The sequence below is a fragment of the Kitasatospora sp. NPDC051853 genome (genome assembly GCF_044452665.1).
Taxonomy (GTDB): Bacteria; Actinomycetota; Actinomycetes; order Streptomycetales; family Streptomycetaceae; genus Kitasatospora.
In genome coordinates this window covers 604,333-622,215 of the sequence record NZ_JBITBY010000004.1, presented here as the reverse complement: position 1 = coordinate 622,215, position 17,883 = coordinate 604,333, and the positions used below count along the sequence as shown (strand labels likewise).

General features: G+C 74.1%; 21 protein-coding genes. 10 read left to right on the top strand and 11 right to left on the bottom strand.

The features are described 5' to 3' along the window. Position 1: 1 nt before the first annotated feature. From ACIA8O_RS15150 to ACIA8O_RS15135, 4 genes are all read right to left on the bottom strand, one after another. Entirely contained in the window at positions 2 to 742 is a 741-nt protein-coding gene (locus ACIA8O_RS15150) for an SAF domain-containing protein (RefSeq protein WP_396294206.1), read from the bottom strand. A 71-nt stretch (positions 743 to 813) separates the two neighbouring features. Continuing rightward, entirely contained in the window at positions 814 to 1,728 is a 915-nt protein-coding gene (locus ACIA8O_RS15145) for a hypothetical protein (RefSeq protein ID WP_396294204.1), read from the bottom strand. Positions 1,729 to 1,757: 29 nt separating this feature from the next. Next, positions 1,758 to 2,156 (bottom strand): hypothetical protein, encoded by a 399-nt coding sequence (locus tag ACIA8O_RS15140; RefSeq protein ID WP_396294202.1) that lies wholly within the window; start codon positions 2,154 to 2,156, stop codon positions 1,758 to 1,760. A 349-nt stretch (positions 2,157 to 2,505) separates the two neighbouring features. After that, entirely contained in the window at positions 2,506 to 3,348 is an 843-nt protein-coding gene (locus tag ACIA8O_RS15135) for a hypothetical protein (protein WP_396294200.1), read from the bottom strand. Positions 3,349 to 3,495: 147 nt separating this feature from the next. On the opposite strand from ACIA8O_RS15135, the gene ACIA8O_RS15130 reads away from it, so the two are divergent. The 3 genes from ACIA8O_RS15130 to ACIA8O_RS15120 all read left to right on the top strand — a co-directional run bounded on the left by ACIA8O_RS15130 (position 3,496) and on the right by ACIA8O_RS15120 (position 6,001). Next, positions 3,496 to 3,936, top strand: coding sequence for a pyridoxamine 5'-phosphate oxidase family protein (locus tag ACIA8O_RS15130; RefSeq protein WP_396294198.1), 441 nt, complete (start codon positions 3,496 to 3,498; stop codon positions 3,934 to 3,936). A gap of 233 nt (positions 3,937 to 4,169) precedes the next feature. After that, positions 4,170 to 4,625: a MaoC family dehydratase gene (locus tag ACIA8O_RS15125; protein WP_396294196.1), complete on the top strand. Its 456-nt coding sequence runs from the start codon at positions 4,170 to 4,172 to the stop codon at positions 4,623 to 4,625. Between the two features lie 200 nt (positions 4,626 to 4,825). Then, positions 4,826 to 6,001: an MBL fold metallo-hydrolase gene (locus tag ACIA8O_RS15120; protein ID WP_396294264.1), complete on the top strand. Its 1,176-nt coding sequence runs from the start codon at positions 4,826 to 4,828 to the stop codon at positions 5,999 to 6,001. Positions 6,002 to 6,056: 55 nt separating this feature from the next. On the opposite strand, the gene ACIA8O_RS15115 is transcribed toward ACIA8O_RS15120, so the two are convergent. From ACIA8O_RS15115 to ACIA8O_RS15105, 3 genes are all read right to left on the bottom strand, one after another. Continuing rightward, positions 6,057 to 6,992 (bottom strand): DUF389 domain-containing protein, encoded by a 936-nt coding sequence (locus tag ACIA8O_RS15115; RefSeq protein ID WP_396294194.1) that lies wholly within the window; start codon positions 6,990 to 6,992, stop codon positions 6,057 to 6,059. 127 nt (positions 6,993 to 7,119) lie between these two features. Next, positions 7,120 to 7,476: a hypothetical protein gene (locus ACIA8O_RS15110; RefSeq protein ID WP_396294193.1), complete on the bottom strand. Its 357-nt coding sequence runs from the start codon at positions 7,474 to 7,476 to the stop codon at positions 7,120 to 7,122. Between the two features lie 13 nt (positions 7,477 to 7,489). Beyond that, the gene (locus ACIA8O_RS15105) at positions 7,490 to 8,011 is read right to left on the bottom strand and encodes a TetR/AcrR family transcriptional regulator (RefSeq protein WP_396294192.1); all 522 of its coding nucleotides are present in this window, start codon (positions 8,009 to 8,011) and stop codon (positions 7,490 to 7,492) included. 69 nt (positions 8,012 to 8,080) lie between these two features. On the opposite strand from ACIA8O_RS15105, the gene ACIA8O_RS15100 reads away from it, so the two are divergent. After that, complete coding sequence (locus ACIA8O_RS15100; RefSeq protein WP_396294190.1) at positions 8,081 to 8,998, top strand: acyl-CoA thioesterase; 918 nt, start codon at positions 8,081 to 8,083, stop codon at positions 8,996 to 8,998. A gap of 93 nt (positions 8,999 to 9,091) precedes the next feature. Continuing rightward, complete coding sequence (locus ACIA8O_RS15095; RefSeq protein ID WP_396294188.1) at positions 9,092 to 9,709, top strand: TetR/AcrR family transcriptional regulator; 618 nt, start codon at positions 9,092 to 9,094, stop codon at positions 9,707 to 9,709. Here the strand turns inward: ACIA8O_RS15095 and ACIA8O_RS15090 are convergent. Continuing rightward, positions 9,694 to 10,971 (bottom strand): sulfite oxidase, encoded by a 1,278-nt coding sequence (locus ACIA8O_RS15090; RefSeq protein WP_396294187.1) that lies wholly within the window; start codon positions 10,969 to 10,971, stop codon positions 9,694 to 9,696. The two genes, ACIA8O_RS15095 and ACIA8O_RS15090, sit on opposite strands and share 16 nt — an antisense overlap. Before the next feature lie 185 nt (positions 10,972 to 11,156). Between ACIA8O_RS15090 and ACIA8O_RS15085 the strand changes: the two genes are divergently transcribed. The 3 genes from ACIA8O_RS15085 (at position 11,157) to ACIA8O_RS15075 (ending at position 13,748) form a co-directional block, all read left to right on the top strand. After that, a complete protein-coding gene (locus tag ACIA8O_RS15085; RefSeq protein ID WP_396294186.1) occupies positions 11,157 to 12,818 on the top strand; it encodes a BCCT family transporter in 1,662 nt (553 codons plus the stop codon). A gap of 146 nt (positions 12,819 to 12,964) precedes the next feature. Further along, the gene (locus tag ACIA8O_RS15080) at positions 12,965 to 13,147 is read left to right on the top strand and encodes a hypothetical protein (protein ID WP_396294185.1); all 183 of its coding nucleotides are present in this window, start codon (positions 12,965 to 12,967) and stop codon (positions 13,145 to 13,147) included. A gap of 76 nt (positions 13,148 to 13,223) precedes the next feature. Beyond that, on the top strand, positions 13,224 to 13,748 hold the full coding sequence (locus ACIA8O_RS15075; RefSeq protein WP_396294183.1) for a hypothetical protein: 525 nt from the start codon (positions 13,224 to 13,226) through the stop codon (positions 13,746 to 13,748). On the opposite strand, the gene ACIA8O_RS15070 is transcribed toward ACIA8O_RS15075, so the two are convergent. Continuing rightward, positions 13,736 to 15,103: a DUF2398 family protein gene (locus ACIA8O_RS15070; RefSeq protein ID WP_396294182.1), complete on the bottom strand. Its 1,368-nt coding sequence runs from the start codon at positions 15,101 to 15,103 to the stop codon at positions 13,736 to 13,738. The genes ACIA8O_RS15075 and ACIA8O_RS15070 overlap by 13 nt on opposite strands. Positions 15,104 to 15,221: 118 nt before the next feature. Between ACIA8O_RS15070 and ACIA8O_RS15065 the strand changes: the two genes are divergently transcribed. Next, the gene (locus ACIA8O_RS15065; protein ID WP_396294181.1) at positions 15,222 to 16,082 is read left to right on the top strand and encodes a sterol desaturase family protein; all 861 of its coding nucleotides are present in this window, start codon (positions 15,222 to 15,224) and stop codon (positions 16,080 to 16,082) included. Next, positions 16,079 to 16,774 (top strand): lysoplasmalogenase, encoded by a 696-nt coding sequence (locus ACIA8O_RS15060; protein ID WP_396294180.1) that lies wholly within the window; start codon positions 16,079 to 16,081, stop codon positions 16,772 to 16,774. Before ACIA8O_RS15065 ends, ACIA8O_RS15060 begins: the two co-directional genes overlap by 4 nt. 46 nt (positions 16,775 to 16,820) lie before the next feature. Here the strand turns inward: ACIA8O_RS15060 and ACIA8O_RS15055 are convergent, their stop codons facing one another. Together ACIA8O_RS15055 and ACIA8O_RS15050 are read right to left on the bottom strand one after the other, a co-directional pair. Then, positions 16,821 to 17,096, bottom strand: a complete 276-nt coding sequence (locus ACIA8O_RS15055) for a hypothetical protein (protein WP_396294178.1) — start codon at positions 17,094 to 17,096, stop codon at positions 16,821 to 16,823. An 89-nt stretch (positions 17,097 to 17,185) separates the two neighbouring features. Next, positions 17,186 to 17,770 (bottom strand): hypothetical protein, encoded by a 585-nt coding sequence (locus ACIA8O_RS15050; protein ID WP_396294177.1) that lies wholly within the window; start codon positions 17,768 to 17,770, stop codon positions 17,186 to 17,188. Between the last annotated feature and the right edge of the window lie 113 nt (positions 17,771 to 17,883).

The window sequence follows — 17,883 nt, the reverse complement described above, 5'->3', positions numbered from 1 at the left end:
ATCAGCCGGCGCTCCCGCTCGGGGCCGGCGTCGGGGCGGTGGCGGCCGCTCCGTCGGTACGCGGGGCCAGGATGATCTGGATCTTGCCGCCGGCCACCCAGGCGGCCAGCTTGGGGCCGTCGGCCAGCGGCAGGGCCACGTCGACGACCTGGCTGCCGTCGGTGTCCACCTTGCCGACCGCGACCACCTTGACGGTGAGCGTCTCGGGGGTGCGGACGGTGCCGTTCGGGCCGTTGTCGGGGGTGGAGACCACCAGGACCCGGGTGCCCGGGGTGAGCCGGGTGGCCGGGAGCTGGGTGCGCTTGACCGCCACGCCGGCCACCGTCTGGCCGGCCTCGACCAGCGAGTCCCCGGTGACGTCGGCCTTGAGCAGCAGCCCGCCGCGCTTGAGGTCGCGGGAGGCCCGCAGGCCGATGGTGCGGGAGCGGTCGGTGGCGTCCAGCGGCCGCAGCGCCGGGTCGGAGGCGATCCGGGCCACCACCAGGTCCTCGGCCGCGATGGCCTGCCCGGCCGGCACGTCCCGGGCCAGCGCCAGCACCGCGATCCGCTGCCCGGTGGAGTTGTAGAGCACCGCCCCGCCGAGCCCACCGGCCGCCACCATGGCCACCGCCATGGCGATCACCGCCGGCCGCCGCCGTCTGGCCCGCAGGGTGCGCGGCGGCACGTGCGGGGCCACCCGGGCCGGCTCGGCCGCGGGGACGGTGGTGCCGGGGCTCGGCGTGGGGAAGGTTCGTTGCTCCACCGGGCTTCGGCCTTTCGTACGGGGGCGGTGTGCGGTCCTGGGGACGGCGGGCGGCGGGAGGTGAGGAGGCGTCAGTTGAGCAGCTGGACCTCGGCCACCTCGATCGGCATCGGGGCGGCGGCCGGCAGGTCCCAGAGGAAGTCCGGCCGGATCCGCTGCCCGGTGTCGTTGCGGACGGCCTTGATCTTCCAGACGGCGGTGGCCGAGACGTAGTACCTGCCGTCGGGCTGCTGGGCCGAGCTGTTCGCGTAGACGTGCTGGCAGTCCGGGGAGGTGACCGCGCCGGAGCCGGGCGTGTACGGGGTGCCCGGGCCCTTGCAGGTGACCACCTGGTCGCCCTCGCCGGTGGTCCACTCGACGTGGTCCAGCTCGGCGGTGGCGGTGACGCTCAGCACGTTGCCCGCGGCGGTCTCGCTGACCGGGCCGACGCTGTCGGCGGTCCGCTCGTACCAGAGCCAGACCGGCACCCCGACCGCGGCCTTGCCGGCCGGCGCGGTGTGCATGGCCGGCGGGCGCAGGCGCAGCTTGGCGAGCGCCTTGAGACCGAGGTCGGCCACGTTGTCGTAGACCGGCATCGGGACCGGGGGCTGCGGGAAGAACTGCTGCGGCCAGACGGAGAGGTTGCCGTCCTTGTCGCGGCAGGTCACGTCGTAGACCTTGCCGTCCTGCGGGGTGTTGCCGCCCCAGGCCGGGTCGGTGGCCGGGGGCTGCGGGTCGGCGGGCTTGTAGTAGCAGCCGTTCTCCGTGCTGAACCAGCCCAGCTTCGAGTCCCAGCAGGGCCGTTCGACACCGTTCCAGGTGCAGAGCGGAACGCCGTTGGCGTCGGTGCCGCCCGTGGGGGTGCCACCGCCGGGGGTGGTGCCGCCGCCGCCCGGTTCGGTGACGATGATGCAGATGTCGCGCACTTCACAGGGGTTGACCGTGCCGCCCGGCTCCTCGGCGACCGCCGGGCTTGACAGGGCGGTGACCAGACCGGTCACCAACACGGCTCGAAGGGTGCTCCGTCGGACGCTGTTCAGCATGTTCGGCCCACCTCGCGGGTGAATTCGACGATCTGCCAACGGGATTCGTTCTTGCGCAGGGTGACCTTCGCGGTGTACCGGGTGAGGCGGGCCGTCGGCTCCGCGGTCGCCCTGGTCCGTGCGTCGGCCTGGTGCCAGTCCGTGACGTCGATGCAGTCCTCGACGGTGGCGGTCGGGGGCTTGGCGTCGAGGTCGACCGCCGTCACCAGCGGCGAGTTCCGCGGTGCGCCGACCATCACCTTCTTGGCCTCGGTGAGTTCGGTGAGGGTGACCATCGTGTCGCTGAGCGCCTTGCCGCTCGAGTAGAGCCTGAGCGGCAGAACGTCCGCCTCCGGTTGTCCGAAAGCAGTCGTCCTGGCGTCCCACCACGTCCGGTAGGCCGTCAGGACCACGGTGGCGACGGCCCCTTGGAGACCGGTGACGGGTGCGGCCGAGGCCCCGGGAGTGGCGGTCGCCGTGACAGGAGGGAGACTTGGGGCCACGGAAACGTCGGAGAGCCGGTCGGCGGACCCGGCGGACCCGCTCTGGCCACAGGCGGCGAGGAGCAGCAGGACAGCCCCGCCGGCCCCAACCCTCCCAGGGCGCACCACAATTCCGTGCTGCCGCATCGCCCCACCTCGTCGCGGCCGGCCCCGCGAGGGACCGCCGCCGCAGAAGAAATCCGCCACCCCTGGTGTTGCTTCGGGGGATTGATTCTTCGCCAACCCGCCCATGCCCGGCAACACCTCGGGCGTCCTGACCTTACGCGGAAGGCGGATCCATTGGGGCACTTTCCCGCCACAGAACCGCCAACAGTTCTTCGGAAAGCGACAATCCGGCCAATGCACCCCGTACCGCGGCACGGTTGCGGAGCAGCAGCCTCCCCTGCTCCCCCGGCGCCAACAGCCGCGCCCCGGCCACCCCGTAGGCGGTCTCCGCCCAGGCCAGCTGGGCCTCCACGGCCGGCTGGAGGTCCACCGGGGCCACCGCCGCCGGCCCGCCGGGCAGGCCGTGCTCCAGCACGCGGTCCAACGCCCAGGTGAACGAGCCCTCCCCGCCCGGCAGCACGGTGTCCCGTCCTCGCCGGGGCGGCTGGTAGCGCGCCACCCGTCCCCAGAGCGGCACCCGGGAGTGCGAGAGCAGTTCGCCCGCCCCCTCCTCACCCCGTTCGAGCGCCCCCCAGGCCTCCTTGTCGGCGACGGCGTCCACCAGCAGCAGGGTCTCCTCCTGGTCCCCGTGCACCATGGTGCTCACCACCCAGTCCCAGGCCAGCCCCCGCCGGTACGCGTTGTCCGGGGTCGACCCGCCCGTCACCAGCGCCAGCCGCCGCCCCCTCGGGTCCACCGTGAGCTGCCCCAGCAACGCGACCACCAGCCACCGGGCCGGCCGCTGCGCCGCCGCCCGCAACGCCGTGAGCATCGCGTTCGCGTCCGCCTCCGGCGGCACCAGGGTCACCCGGCTCCCCCGGACCCCCGCGTCGAAGCACCGCCCGGGCAGCTCCGCGGCCAGCCGCCGGGCCCCCTCGGCCGCCCGCCCGGACCCGGCGTGGGCCCGCTCCGGCCCGCCGTCCGCGCCGATCACCACCAGCTCGATCCCGCCGCCCACCGGCGCTCCTCCCCTGCCGCCCCTGCCGCTACGCCCGCCCAAACTATCCGGCCGTCCGTGCCGCGCGTGCGGTTTCGGTCGGAACCGACGCAGGTCAGGGACCATGGGCCCTACTGGCGGGCCGCCCGGAGCGGCACCATCGGGTACATGGACCGAGACGAGCATGTGGTGACCCTGGGCGAGGCCGAGTGCCTGCGCCTGCTCGGCACCGTGCCCATCGGGCGCGTGGTGTACACCGAGCACGCCCTCCCCGCGGTCCTCCCGGTCGCCTTCGAGGTTTCCCCCGACGACACCCTGATCCTCGGCCTCCGGGCCGGCTCCACCGTCAGCCGCGCCCTCGACGGCACCGTCGCCGCCTTCCAGGCCGACCACCTCGACCCCGCCACCCGCACCGGCTGGTCCGTGCTGGTCCACGGCCGCACCGAGGTCGTCCGCGACCCGGCGGCCGTCCGGCACCTGCTCCGCACCGGGCCGCTGCCGTGGGTGAACAGCGGGCAGGAGCCGATGTTCGTGCGGATCGTGCCGGAGCTGGTGAGCGGACGCCGCGTCCTCCCTGCGGGGCAGGTCCTCGCCAGTGGTGCTCGGTAGTGGTGATGCTTCTGGGGGCGCGGGGAACTGCGCGAGGCGGAAGGCGGCCCACCGGCAACTGAACCGCCGTCAGCCAGTTGCACGTGCTGCCGTTCCTCCGCGCGCAGTTCCTCGCGCCCCCGGCCTCACCACCTACGTCCCTCGCGCCCCCGGCCCGACCGCCCGCTGACAAGTGACCCGTGGGTAGGCATACTCTGCCGGTGTTCCGTCCCCCTTCCCGTTCAGGAGCAGCCGTGACGACGTACGCCTCCCTCGCCGAGTTGACCGCAGCGGTCGGCACCGAGCTGGGCACCAGCCAGTGGCACACCATCGACCAGGGCCGGGTCGACCTGTTCGCGGAGGCGACGGGGGACCACCAGTGGATCCACGTGGACCCGCTGCGGGCGAAGGACAGTCCGTTCGGGGGGACCATCGCGCACGGGTACCTGACGCTGTCGCTGATCCCGGTGCTGGCGAAGGAGTGCTACGCCGTCGAGGGCATCAGGATGGCGTTGAACTACGGGTCGGAGAAGGTCCGTTTCCCCGCCCCGGTGCCGGTCGGCACCGCTGTCCGGGCCACCGCCGAGCTGCTGTCGGCGACCGAGGTGCCGGGCGGGGTGCAGGCGCTGGTGCGGTACACGATCACCAGCGAGGGCAGCCCGAAGCCGCACTGCGTGGCCGAGACGATCACCCGCTTCTACGCGGCCTGACCCACCGTCAGCCCAGGGGACGGCAGCCGCTTACGCCGAACGGTGCGTACGGCTCCGTCTCGCCGGGTAGGTGCGGAACCCGAACGGTAATGTCCGACAAGACGGACAAAACCGCCCATGGAGGTGCCGTGCCCAGCCCCGTCGCCTGGACGTCCCTGGTCGCCGCTCTGACCGCCCGGCTCGGCACCGGTACCGCACCGCTGCTGGAACTGCCGGGCGACGCCTGGCGCCGGATCCGCACCGAGCCGTTCGGCACCGAGCCCACCGGCGCACGGCTGGAGCGGATCAGGAACTCCCCCAACTTCCGCGGCGGCGCCTTCCGGAACCCGGTGCCCACCAGCCGGCTGGCCAGGACCCGCAACCGGCTGGAGCTGAACCGGGGTCAGTTCGCGGCCAGCCGGCACCGCCGGGCGCCGGCCGCCGCCGTGCCGCTGCACCGGCTGCTGCCGATCGAGCTGGCCGAGCCGCCCGGCTCCGGGCTGCGGACCACCTGGCTGGGCCACGCCACCGTGCTGGTGGAGATCGACGGCCGGCGGGTGCTGTTCGACCCGGTGTGGAGCGAGCGCTGTTCGCCGTTCGGCTGGACCGGGCCCAAGCGGCTGCACCCGATGCCGATCCCGCTGGCGGAGCTCGGGCCGGTGGACGTGGTGGTGATCTCGCACGACCACTACGACCACCTCGACCTGGCCACCGTCCGGGCGCTGGACGCCGCCGGGACCACCTTCGCCGTGCCGCTGGGGATCGGCGCGCACCTGGAGCACTGGGGCGTGGCACCGTCCCGGATCGCCGAGCTGGACTGGTGGGAGTCGGCCGAGGTGGCGGGGCTGACCCTGACGGCCACGCCCGCCCGCCACTACTGCAACCGCGGGCCGCGGAACAACCCGCTGGTGCTCTGGGCCTCCTGGGTGGTGGCGGGGCCGGAGCACCGGGTCTTCCACAGCGGCGACACCGGGTACTTCCCCGGCTTCGCGGAGATCGGCGGCCGGCTGGGGCCGTTCGACCTGACGATGGTGCAGATCGGTGCCTACAGCGACCTGTGGCCCGAGGTGCACATGACCCCCGAGGAGGGGGTGCGGGCCCATCTGGACCTGGGCGGCGAGCTGCTGCTGCCGATCCACTGGTGCACCTTCAACCTGGCCCCGCACCCGTGGGAGGAGCCGGCCGAACGGACCGTCAGCGCCGCCCAGGCACTGGGGGCACGCGTGGTGGTGCCGCGCCCGGGCAAGCCCTTCGAGCCGGCCGAGCCGCCGCCGGTGCGGCTCTGGTGGCGGGCGGTGGCGGCGATGCCGCGCGGCGCCGAGCTGTTCGTCCCGCAGGGCGTGGCCGCCCCCACCCGCCCCGCCCACCGGGCGGAGGACGACGGGGTCACGGTCTGACGCGGGGTCACGGCCCGACGCCGGGGTCGCGGTCCGACGCCGCGGCCCGGGTGGTTCAGCCCGCCGCCCGGGCCCTGATGACCCGCCAGGCCCAGTGCTGCGCCAGCAGGGTGAGCACGCCGGCCAGCACGATGCCCAGCAGGTTGAGCAGCAGCTGGACCCCGGAGCCCACCGCCTGGGCGTAGTCCCGGTAGCCGAAGGCCACCGCCGCGTTGGCCGCGGCGGGGACGGTGGTGACCGAGATCGCCACGCCGACCAGCATCCCCGCCTTGGCCGAGGTCAGCGAGAGCATCCCGGCCGCCCCGGCCAGCAGGGCGACCACGAAGGACATCGCGTCCGGCTTCCAGATGAACGAGGTGTTCGGCCGCTCGGCGTCGAAGGCCGCCTGGCTGAACAGTCCCAGCTGGTCCATCACCCAGGAGAACCCGGCGGTGAGCACCATCGCCACCGCGAAGCCCACCAGCAGGGCGGCCAGCGAACGGGCCGCCTCCCGGGCCCGCCGCCGCACCACGGCCACGCAGAGCCCGGCCAACGGGCCGAAGTCCGGACCGACCGCCATCGCGCCGACCACCAGGATCGCGCTGTCCAGCACCGCACCGCAGGCGGCCAGCATGGTGGCCAGCGCCATGAAGGCCAGGTAGACCACGCTCAGCGTGGACTCCTCGTGGGTGATCTCGGAGACCGCCTCCCAGACCAGCGCGTCGGCGCCGTCGCCGGGGGCCAGCTCCTCGGCCTGCTCCGCCGCCTTGGAGATGGCCAGCTCCAGCGGCGAGACGTCGATCGCGCCGCGCTCGGCCAGCCCCAGCGCCCGCAGTCCGCCGAGCACCTCGTCGGCCGACTCCCGGGCGACGTCGCAGAGCACCACGTCCCCGGCCGGGCGCAGCGCCGAGTCCGGCAGCAGCACCACGTGGGTGACGCCGGGGCAGGTGTCGATCCGTTCCAGGACGGCGTCCCGCAGGTCGTGCGGGACGATCAGGCGCAGATGCAGCATGGTCCGCAACCCTAGGCGGTCGTACCGGAGGGCCGCACCCGCCACGCGCCGGACCGGACGAGCCGTCAGGTCCGGCGGCGGACTCCTCGTGGTCGACGACCCGTCAGGCGGTCCGTCAGGCGGTCCGTCAGGCGTCCCGCAGGGCCCGCTCGACCAGGGCGAGGGTCTCCCGGGGGTCGGCCACCTCGACCACCAGCCGGGCGTACGCCTCGTCCGCCAGCTCGATCACCACGGCCTTCTCCGGGTTCTTCACGTCCCAGAAGACCTTCTCGCCGTCCCGCCGGAAGGTGCCCGCCACGATCACCCCCGGGACGTGGGTGCCGCCGGACTTGACGCCCTTGGGCTCGCGCACGATGCCCGGGTCGAGGGTGGCGCCCCGGACGTGCCGGAGCGGGATCTCGATCCGGCTCCTCAGCGCCCAGACCCGGTCCCACCCCTCGACCTCGACGGTCAGGATGCCGTCGGCGACCGATACCACTGCCATCTCTGCGACTCCTTCAGCTGGTTGACGTGATCCGCCGGGACAGCGCGGCGAGCTGGGCGGGCCCGCCCTCGGAGCGGCGCAGCCGCAGGCCGAGCACGGTGGCGGCGAGTGCCGGGGCCAGTCCGGGCCCGGCCTCCGGGTGGGCGGCCAGTCCGGCCTCCAGGGCGGTCAGGCCCTCCTCGACCAGGGCCGCCACCTCGGGGTCGTGCGGGCCCCGTTCGGCGGCCGCGAGCACCAGCAGCCCGGCGGCCGGGCCGCCGTCGAAGGCGGCCGCGGCCTGGGCCAGTGCCGTGCCCAGCCCCGAGGCCCGGGCCAGTGCGGCGGCTCCGGGGAGCACCTCCTCGTCCAGGTGCCGGCGCAGCGCGGCCAGGTAGAGGCCCCGCTTGCTGCCGAACACCTTGTAGAGGCTGTTGCGGTGCACCCCGAGCCCCGTCACCAGGTCGTCGACCGAGGTCCCCTCGAAGCCCCGGTCGGCGAACACACGGGCGGCGGCCCGGACGGTCTCGTCCTCGTCGAACGCGCGTGGTCGTCCCATGCCGAGAACCCTAGGAGTAAAGGAACGGTCAGTCAAGAACGAACATTCCTGAAACCTGTTCCAGTGGTGATGTCGTACGCTGTGCGCGTGACGGAAGCCCCCAGGACCACCACCGCAGCAGATACGGCCGAGCGGTTCGTCGAGCTGCTCCGGATCGACCGGCTGGACGAGAACCTGTTCCGGGGACGCTGCCACGCCGGGGCACCGCTGCGCGCCTTCGGCGGGCAGGTCGCCGCGCAGGCGCTGACCGCCGCCGGGCGGACCATCGACGGCGGGCGGCACGTGCACTCGCTGCACTCCTACTTCCTGCGCCCCGGCGATCCCCGGCACCCGATCGACTACGAGGTGGACCGGGTCCGGGACGGCTTCTCCTACGCCACCCGGCGGGTGACCGCGGTCCAGCACGGCGAGGTGATCTTCACCCTCTCCGCCTCCTTCAAGACCCCCGAGGAGGAGCCGGACCGGCACTCCGCCGCCCCCGTGGTGCCCGCCCCGGAGGAGTTGCCCGACCCCTTCCCCGCCTGGGCCGCCGCGGCCCCCGAGGACTACGAGCGGGCCGCCGTCTTCCGCACCCTCCAGCTGCGCTTCGTCCCCGCCGACACCCCCGGCCTGCCCGGCCAACTCCCGGGCACCCCGCAGCAGTTCGTCTGGCTGCGGACCGGCGGCCGGCTGCCCGACGGGGACCCGCTGCTCCAGGTCTGCGCGCTCACCTACCTCTCCGACCTGACGCTGGCCTCCACCGCCGCGATCGACCTCCAGGCGCACCGCTTCCAGCGTCTGGAGCCGCCCCGGATCGTGCTGGCCTCGCTGGACCACGCGATGTGGTTCCACCGCCCGTTCCGGGCCGACGAGTGGCTGCTGTTCGCCCAGCGCAGCCCGTCCGCCTCGGACGGCCGGGGCCTGGCGCACGGCGAGTTCTACGACCGGGCCGGGCGGCTGGTGGCCTCCGCCGTCCAGGAGACCCTGATCCGGCGGCGGGCGGTCTGACGCTCCGTCCGGAGGGGCCGACCTGACGCAGCCCGGCACTTGCCCGTTCAGGTGACGTTCGCTCGGCGGACCCCGGCCCGTATCATGGTGCGGGTGACCAAGGTTGACCTGTCACCAAGGCCGGTGGAGGCGATGTCGCCCCGTCAGCTCGAACGCCGCAAGAGCCTGATCGACGCCGCTCTCACGCTGGTGAACGAGACCGGCGTGGAACGGCTCCAGATGAAACAGGTCTGCGAACGCTCCGGAGTCGCGCTCGGCACGGCCTACCGCTACTTCTCCTCCAAGGACCACCTGCTGGCCGCCGCCATCGCGGACTGGCACCGGCTGCTGCTGGACGACCTGGTGGCCGAGCAGCGCGGCGCCCGGCGCGGGGTGGCCGAGACCGACCGGGTGGTGCGCTTCGTCCGCAACGGCATGCGGGCCTACCAGCGCCAGCCCCAACTGGCCCGGCTCCGGGTGGCGGTGGCCGCCTCGACCGACCCGTTCGCCTCCGAGACCCTCCAGTCGCTGGCCCGGGCCGACGGCGCCGCGCTGGACGCCGTCAGCCCCAGCCTGCCGCCCGCCGCCGGGGAGCTGGTCCGGCACATCGTCGGCCACTCCTGGCAGGGCGAGCTGACCTCCTGGGTCACCGGGCGGACCACGCTCGACGACGCCCGGCGCCGGCTGGAGGGCGTGGTCCGCCTGGTGCTGGCGCCCTACGAGGCGGCCTGACCCGCGGTCGGCCGAGCCACCGTCACCGGGTGGGCCACCACGGCGTCGAAGAGGTAGCCCTCGCGGTTGTGCACCGTGGCCACCGGCTGGGTGTTCCCCCGCCGGTCGGTGGCGCGGGCGCGCAGCTGGTACCCGCCCGGCCGCTCGGGCCGCCAGTCGTACGACCAGCGCACCCAGCCGTCCTTGCGCGGCCGGTCCAGCAGGTGCGCCCGGTGCCAGACGGTGCCGCCGTCGGTGGAGACCTCCACCTCGCGCACCGCCGCGGAGCCGGACCAGGAGCGGCCGGTCAGCCGGTGGGTGCGGCCCGCCTCCAGGGTGGCGCCCCAGGGCAGTTCGAAGGCGCTCTTCACCACCTGGCCGCCGATCGGGGCGCTGCCGCCCTCCGGGTAGGCCTCGCCGAACAGGCGGTAGAAGTCGGTGTTCCACGGCGAGTACAGCGGCTCGGTGGAGACCTCCACGGTGCCCAGCCACTTGATCGAGGCGATCCCGATCCAGCCCGGCACCACCAGCCGCACCGGCGCCCCGTGGTCGGGGGTGAGCGGCTCGCCGTTCATCTCGTAGGCCACCAGCACGTCGTCCAGCGCCTTGGCCAGCGGCAGCGGGCGGCGGACCCGGCCGAGCGAGAGCCCGCCGGTGACGAACTCCGGGTCCAGCCCGGAGGGCATCACGTCCACCGCACCCCGGCGCAGCCCGGCCCGGTGCAGCAGCTCGGCCAGCCTGACGCCGCGCCAGCTCGCGGAGCCGACGCCGCCCAAGGTCCACGGGGTGCCGGGGACGGCGCGGCCCTGCTGGGAGTGGAAGAAGCTGCGGCCGTTGCCCGCGCACTCCACCAGGGCGGTGATCCGGGTGGACGGCAGCCGCCTCAGCGCCGCGAGGTCGAACTCCACGTCCCCGCGGCGCAGCCCACCGCCCGTCAGCCTCAGCCGCCAGCCGGCCGGGTCGATCAGCGGGGTGCTGGTGTGGTTGCGCACGAAGAACCGCTCGGTGGGCGTGTGGTACCCGGTGCCGGCCACCGAGTCCCAGCGCATCTCGGCGTTGGTGCCGCGCGGCACGAACCACTCGGCGGGCAGCGGCTTCACGATCCCCGGCACCGGCGAGGCGGCCCGCGCCACGCCCGCCCCGCCCACCGCGCTCAGCACCGGCCCGGCCGCACCGGCAGCGGCCAGCATCCGCAGCAGCGTCCGGCGGTCCACCCCCTCGGCCCGGGCCTCCCCCGCCAGCCACTGCTCCCGCCGCATCCGGTCGTAGGCGTACTCGTCCATGCGTCCGTTCCCCTCCCGACGTGGCGCCCGCCACCCCGGCAGCGCCGCAGCGGACGATCCTAGGTGTGCGGATGACGCGCCGTCAGGGAAACCGGGGAGCTGCCCGGCGCGTCCTGACCGGCTCGCGCCGTTCCGCCGCAGATAGTACGAGATGTACGTATTGTCTGACCGCTGGAGCCCCGCCGATGAGCAGCCGACCCGACGAGCAACCGGGGGCCACCCTCCCCACCGACAAGGTGGTGTTCGGCGTCAGCGCCGTCGCCGTGCTGGCGGTGGTGGCCTGGGGGGTGTTCGCGGCGGACTCGCTCGGCAGCGCCTCCAAGACCGGCCTGGACTGGGTGCTGCACAACTTCGGCTGGCTGTTCGTGGTCGCGGCCGACGTGTTCCTGGTGCTCACCGTGCTGCTGGCGTTCAGCCGCTTCGGCCGGATCCGGCTGGGCCGGGACGACGAGGAGCCGGAGTTCTCCACGCTGGCCTGGGTCGCCATGATGTTCAGCGCCGGCATGGGCATCGGCCTGATGTTCTACGGCGTGGGCGAGCCGCTCCAGCTCTACGCCTCCCCGCAGCCCGGCTCCGGCATCGAGCCGCAGAGCCCGGCCGCCGCCCAGTCCGCGCTGGAGTTCTCGCTCTTCCACTGGACCCTGCACCCCTGGGCGATCTACGCCGTCGGCGGCCTGGCCCTCGCCTACACCACCTTCCGCAAGAACCGGGGCAACCGGATCTCCGCCGCCTTCGTCCCGCTGATCGGCCGTCAGGGCGCCGACGGCTGGATGGGCCGGGCCATCGACCTGCTCGCGGTCTTCGCCACCGTCTTCGGCTCCGCCACCAGCCTCGGCCTCGGCGCGCTCCAGGTCGCCGACGGCCTCGGCTACATCTCCAGCGTGAAGTCCACCGAGAACGTCCAGCTCGTCATCATCGGCTCGCTGACCGCCGCCTTCGTGCTCTCCGCCTTCTCCGGCGTGCACAAGGGCGTCAAGTGGCTCTCCACCGCCAACGTGGTGCTGGCCTCGCTGATCATGCTCTTCGTCTTCGTCTTCGGCCCGTCCGTCTACGTGCTGGACGCCATCCCCTCCACCGTCGGCGGCTACCTCTCCGACCTGACCACCATGGCCACCCAGACCGGCGCCTTCACCGACGAGGCGTGGCTCGGCTCCTGGACCATCTTCTACTGGGCCTGGTGGCTCTCCTGGGCCCCCTTCGTCGGCACCTTCATCGCCCGCATCTCCCGGGGCCGGACCATCCGTCAGTTCCTGCTCGGCGTCCTGCTGGTGCCCAGCGGCGCCACCGTCATCTGGTTCTGCGTGATGGGCGGCACCGCGATCCGCCTCGACTCCACCGGCGCGGCCGACCTGGTCGGCACCATCTCCCAGGGCGCCGAGGCCTCGATGTTCGAGACCCTGCGCTCGCTCCCGCTCGGCGGGGTCACCAGCGTCATCGCGGTCCTGCTGGTGATGACCTTCTTCATCACCAGCGCCGACTCCGCCTCCCTGGTCCTCGGCTCGCTCTCCAGCCGGGGCTCGCTCCACCCCCGCACCTGGCTGGTGGTGGTCTGGGGCGTCCTGATGGGTGGGGTGGCCGCCGCCCTGCTGCTGGCCGGCGGGCTCAGCGCCCTGCAGAACGCCACCATCCTGGTCGCGCTGCCCTTCGTGGTGGTGATGCTGCTGCTCTGCCTGGCCCTGGTCCGCGAGCTGCGCGCCGACCCGGCGGCCGGACCCTCCCGGCTGACCGCCGCACACGGCCTACGGGACGCCGTCCGGGTCGCCGTCGGCGACGCCCTGGCCGACCACGGCGTGGGCCGCCGCCGCAACGGCTCCTCGTCCCCCACCCCGCCTCACTCGTCCGAGTGAACTGGGCCGAACGCGGCTGATCGTTCGTCAGCGTCGTTCCCGGCCGGTGGCATGCTGAACAGCCTCGATGACCCGACGCCCAGCTCCCACCTGGGCTTCACCCCGGTGTCGTCACCGTTTAACACCGCCCTGGAATGCTCACTGTCATGAACGCTCAGCCCGTCCCGGCACCCGCGGCCCCACCCGGCCCGCGCTTCCCCCTGCCCCGCCGCCACCGCCGCCTGATCGCCTGCGCCGCCGTGGCCGCCTCCCTCGCCCTCGGCACCCTCGGCGTCGGCGCCACCGTCGAGACGGTCCGGCAGGGGACGATAGCGACCGCCAGCCGCTGACCCGCCGTCAAGCGGCGGTGGCCCCCGTGCTGTACTACCCGCGACCGTTGCCGGACAGCCGGGAGAGCACACGAGGATGACCACCACCTGCCCGCAGTGCGGCCACGCCGACCGGACGGTCCCCGTCCCACAGGCCTTGGCCGAAGCTCCGGACCACTCGGCCCGCCTCGCACTGTCGCCGCCCGCGGAGCCGCTCCCGGCAGGCCTGGACGGCCTCTGGAAGGCGCTGCTCATCCTCGCGGCCATCGCCTTGGCCGCGACCTTCGGCCAGGGCACCTGGGACGCGGACGGTGACACCGCCTTCGGAACCGGCTACCGGCTGGGGGCGCTGCTCCCGTTCCTCCTGCTGCTCACGAGCGGCCTGGTGGGCCTCGCCCGCGCCAGGGCCAAGGCCCGGCGGGCCGACCGGGACCTGCCGGTGCGGCAGGTGCGGTGGCGGCACGCCCGGCAGCTCTGGGAGTCCGCGGTGCTCTGCCGCCGGTGCGAGGCCGCCTTCCTGCCGGGTGCCCCCGTCGTACCGGTGGCGGAGTTCCGGGCACACCTGACCACCGTCGCCGAGCGGGCGCACGGGGTCTCGGAGCCGACGGATCAGCCCGCGTAGGAGCGGGAGTGGCGGCCCACCGTCGGGGGTTCCGGCTCGACGGCCGGGGCGTAGCGGGCGGCGGGGGCCCGGAGGAGCCAGGCGCGGCCGGCCGGGGCGATCAGCTGCATGCGGTGCAGCAGATCGAGGGCGTCGCGGCGGAAGGCGGTGAGGTCGGCCAGGTAGGCGCGGCGCCAGCCGTTGCGCAGGCCGTGTTCGTCGGTGATGTCGCCGAGGGCGCCGTCTATCAGGGCGTCGGGGACCAGGACGGCCGGGGGCGCGGACTCCTCGGGGAGCGGGCGGAGTTCCTCGACCAGTCGGCAGGCGAGCAGCAGGGCCGCCTGGGCCAGGGTGCCGTTGCCGGGCAGGGCGAGGTCGGTGAGTTCGTCGGCCGGGTCGAGCAGGGCGATGCCCTCGGCCCGGTACTCGGCGGTCAGGCCGAGGAAGTCGGCGAACAGCGCCGTCTCCTCGGCCCGGTGGGCGAGCAGCCAGCGGCGCTGGTCCGGCGTCAGTTCGTCCAGCAGCACCACGGGGGTCTCGGCCAGCCGCCGCCGTACCGCGACCGCGTCCGGCACCGGGGAATCCGACGGGCCGGAGTTCAACAGCGCCCCGGCCAGCTCGCGGTCCGCCAGACCCTCCGTCAGCACCCGCCACTCGCCCAGCTGCTGACGGACCGCCGGCTCCGTGAGGTCGGGCGAGGCGCCCTCGGCCACCGCCACCACCGCGCGGACCAGGGCCGCGTACGCCTGCGGGGTCCAGGGGCCGTGCTCGGTCGGGTCGAGGGCGCGGCCCGGCAGCGGGGCCTTGTGGAGGCGGGCGTAGCCGGCGCCGACGGTGAGGGGGTAGCCGAGCAGGGTGGCGAAGCGTTCCACCAGCCAGTCGGCGTGACGGTGGATCAGCGGCAGGCCCTCGCCGTGCGGGCCGCCGGCGGTGACCAGCGGGTGGGCGGCCAGCAGCCGGGCGGCGGTGCGGCGTTCGACCGCGACCTGCTCGGGGCTGCCGGGCACCGGTTTGCGGTGCCGGCCGCGGCGGCCGCTGGCGGCGAGTGCGCCGCGGCCGGGGGCGATCCGGCTGCGGCGGCCGCCCTCGCGGCCGCGCAGCGCGGCGGGCTGATGGACCGTCGGGCCGTGCCACCAGCTGCAGCCCTCGTCGGCGGGCCCGTCCTCGGGCAGCACGCCGCCCAGGTGGCGCGCGCCGTAGAGGCCGAAGGCGGCGGTGAACAGCGCGTCGGCCTCGGACTGCCCGGACCCGTCCAGCAACTCGGCGAGCCGCCCGGCGGCCGGGTAGGCGGGGGCAGCGCCGGTCGGCACGTCGGCGGTGAGCTGCCCCGCCCCCGCCGCGCGCCCGCTCGTCGCCCCGCCCTCGTACCGCTCCATGTCGCCCACCAGACTAGACGGTGCACGTCCTCCGCGTGACTGCCGCCCGCACCCCGTTACTTACGCATGGGTAACTACCTCTTCCGCAGGCCACCCACCGTCACCTATCGTCCTGGGCATGCCGAACCTGCCCAACGTCGTGCTGTGGTCGATACCCGCCTTCGTGCTGCTCACCGTCCTGGAGGTGGTGTCCTACCGGTTCCATCCCGACGAGGAGGAGCAGGGCTACACCGTCAAGGACACCGCGACCAGCCTCGGCATGGGGCTGGGCAGCCTGGCCTTCGACGCGCTCTGGAAGATCCCGATCGTGGCGATCTACGCCGCGCTCTACGAGCTGACGCCCCTTCGGGTGCCGGTGCTCTGGTGGACCGTGCCGCTGATGCTGCTGGCCCAGGACTTCTTCTACTACTGGTCCCACCGCGGCCACCACGTGATCCGGATCCTCTGGGCCTGCCACGTGGTGCACCACTCCAGCAAGCACTACAACCTCTCCACCGCCCTGCGCCAGCCCTGGACCTCGGCCACCACCTGGGTGTTCTACGTCCCGATGATCCTGGCCGGGGTGCACCCCGCCGCGCTGGCCTTCTGCTCCTCGGCCAACCTGGTCTACCAGTTCTGGATCCACACCGAGCGGATCGGCACGCTGCCCCGCCCCGTCGAGTACGTCTTCAACACGCCGTCCCACCACCGGGTGCACCACGCCTCCCAGGGCGGCTACCTGGACCGCAACTTCGGCGGCATCCTGATCCTCTTCGACCGCTGGTTCGGCTCCTTCACCCCCGAGACCACCAAGCCGGTCTACGGGCTGACCAAGAACCTGAGCACCCACAACCCGCTGCGGGTGGCCACCCACGAGTACGTCTCGATCGCCCGCGACGTGGCCGCCGCGACCAACTGGCGCGACCGGGTGCGCCACCTCACCAAGGGCCCGGGCTGGCAGCCCGGCCCGACCGACCGCCCGGAGGGCACCGCCGCATGACCATCTCCACCCGCCTGCGCACCGCCCGCGGCCTGCTCTCCGCCTTCGCGGCCACCTCGGTCACCCACCTCGGCGCGATCGCCGCCGGAGCGAGCGTGCTGCAGAACGCCACCAAGCCCGCGCTGGTGCCGCTGCTGGCCGGCTACGTGGCGGCCCGCGCCGAGCGGGCGCCCAAGCTGCTGCTGCCCGCGCTGGCCTTCTCGACCGGCGGGGACGTGCTGCTCCAGTTCGACCAGCAGGCCGCCTTCCTGGCCGGCATGGGCTCCTTCGCGGCGGCGCACGTCTGCTACGTCACCATGTTCGTGAAGATGGGCGCCCTGGAGGACCGGCGGCGCACGGTGATCCTGGCGCTGGCGTACGCCGCCGCCTGGGCGGTGATGATCAGTCAGCTCTGGCCCGGCCTCGGCGAGCTCAAGATCCCGGTCGCGGTCTACAGCCTGCTGCTGGCCTCCACCGCCGTCACCTCGGCGGGCCTGGGCTGGCGGGCCGGGCTCGGCGGCGGGCTGTTCCTGCTCTCCGACACCCTGATCGCCACCGAACTGGCCGACTGGAAGGCCCTCCCGGGCCACGGTGTCTGGATCATGGCCACCTACGTGCTGGCCCAGTTCCTGCTCGCCGACGGCACCCTGCGGGCCACCACCGCCCCGGTCTCGGCCCCGCTCACCGCTCCGCTGGCGGCCACCGGCCGCTGACGGACCGTCGGCGCGGACCGTCGACCACGTGCCGGGGAGCGGCGGCTCAGCTCCTCGGCACGTAGTCGGAGCAGCGGCAGTAGGTGTAGTTCCAGTACCCGACCCAGTCGCCGCCGCCGTCGTACCGGTCGCCGCGGCCCTCCTCGTGGTCGCAGCCGCCTCCCTCGTGGTCCCCGTGCCCGCAGGTGCGGCAGGGCGGCCCCGGCTCCCGGTAGGGCGGGAGGTGGATCGGCGAACCGGTCCGCCAGACCAGCACGATCCCCACCACGCACGCCGTCAGGACGACGATCCCCACCAGACCGATGACGGTCTCCACTGCCATGCCCCACCCCCGTGACGGCCGCTGACCGGCTCCTACCCGGGGGCCGCCGGGCCGCATCCCGCCCGGGCGTCACCGTCCTGCAACAGCCGTCAGTCCGACGTCCGCCGGCGCAGCAGCCAGAAGCCGCCCACCCCGGCCGCCACCAGCGCCCCGCCCGCCGCGAGCTGCCCCGGGCCGGTGGAGGCCGAGCCGCCGACGCCGGTGTGCACCGGGCCGGTCGGGAGCTTGCCGCCGCCCTGGTCCTGCCCGCCGTGGCCGGACAGCTTGACCTCGACCGCGCCGCTGAAGGTGTCGCCGTTCGGGCACTTGCCGTCGATGCCCCAGCCCGAGGCCTTCGCGCCCTTGGCCAGGTTGCCCAGGTTGCTGCCGAGGTTGCCGAGCGCCTTGGAGGCGAACTCCTTCTCCGAGGCCAGCAGGGCCCTGCCGCTGTACTTGCCGTCCGGACCCACCGTCAGGGTGGCGCTGCCGGTGGAGAAGGCCTGCGAGTTGGCGGTGATGGTCTTCACCGAACTGGTCTCGCAGGTGACGCTGACCGTCACGCTCTGCCCCGGGGCCGCCTCGGCAGGGCTCACCCAGGCGGGCTCGACGCTCTTCGCGGTGGCGGCGGGTGCGGCGGCCAGGACGAGCAGGGTGGTCGCGCCGATCAGCGCGGCGGCGGTACGCGGAGCGCGCATGCCGTTCCTCCGGTTCCGGGCGCAGCACACGGACTCCGTCGTCGCGTGAGGGGACAGCTACACCCTGTCACCTGCGACGCTAGGCAGCGCCACCCCGGACGGCCACCGTTCGG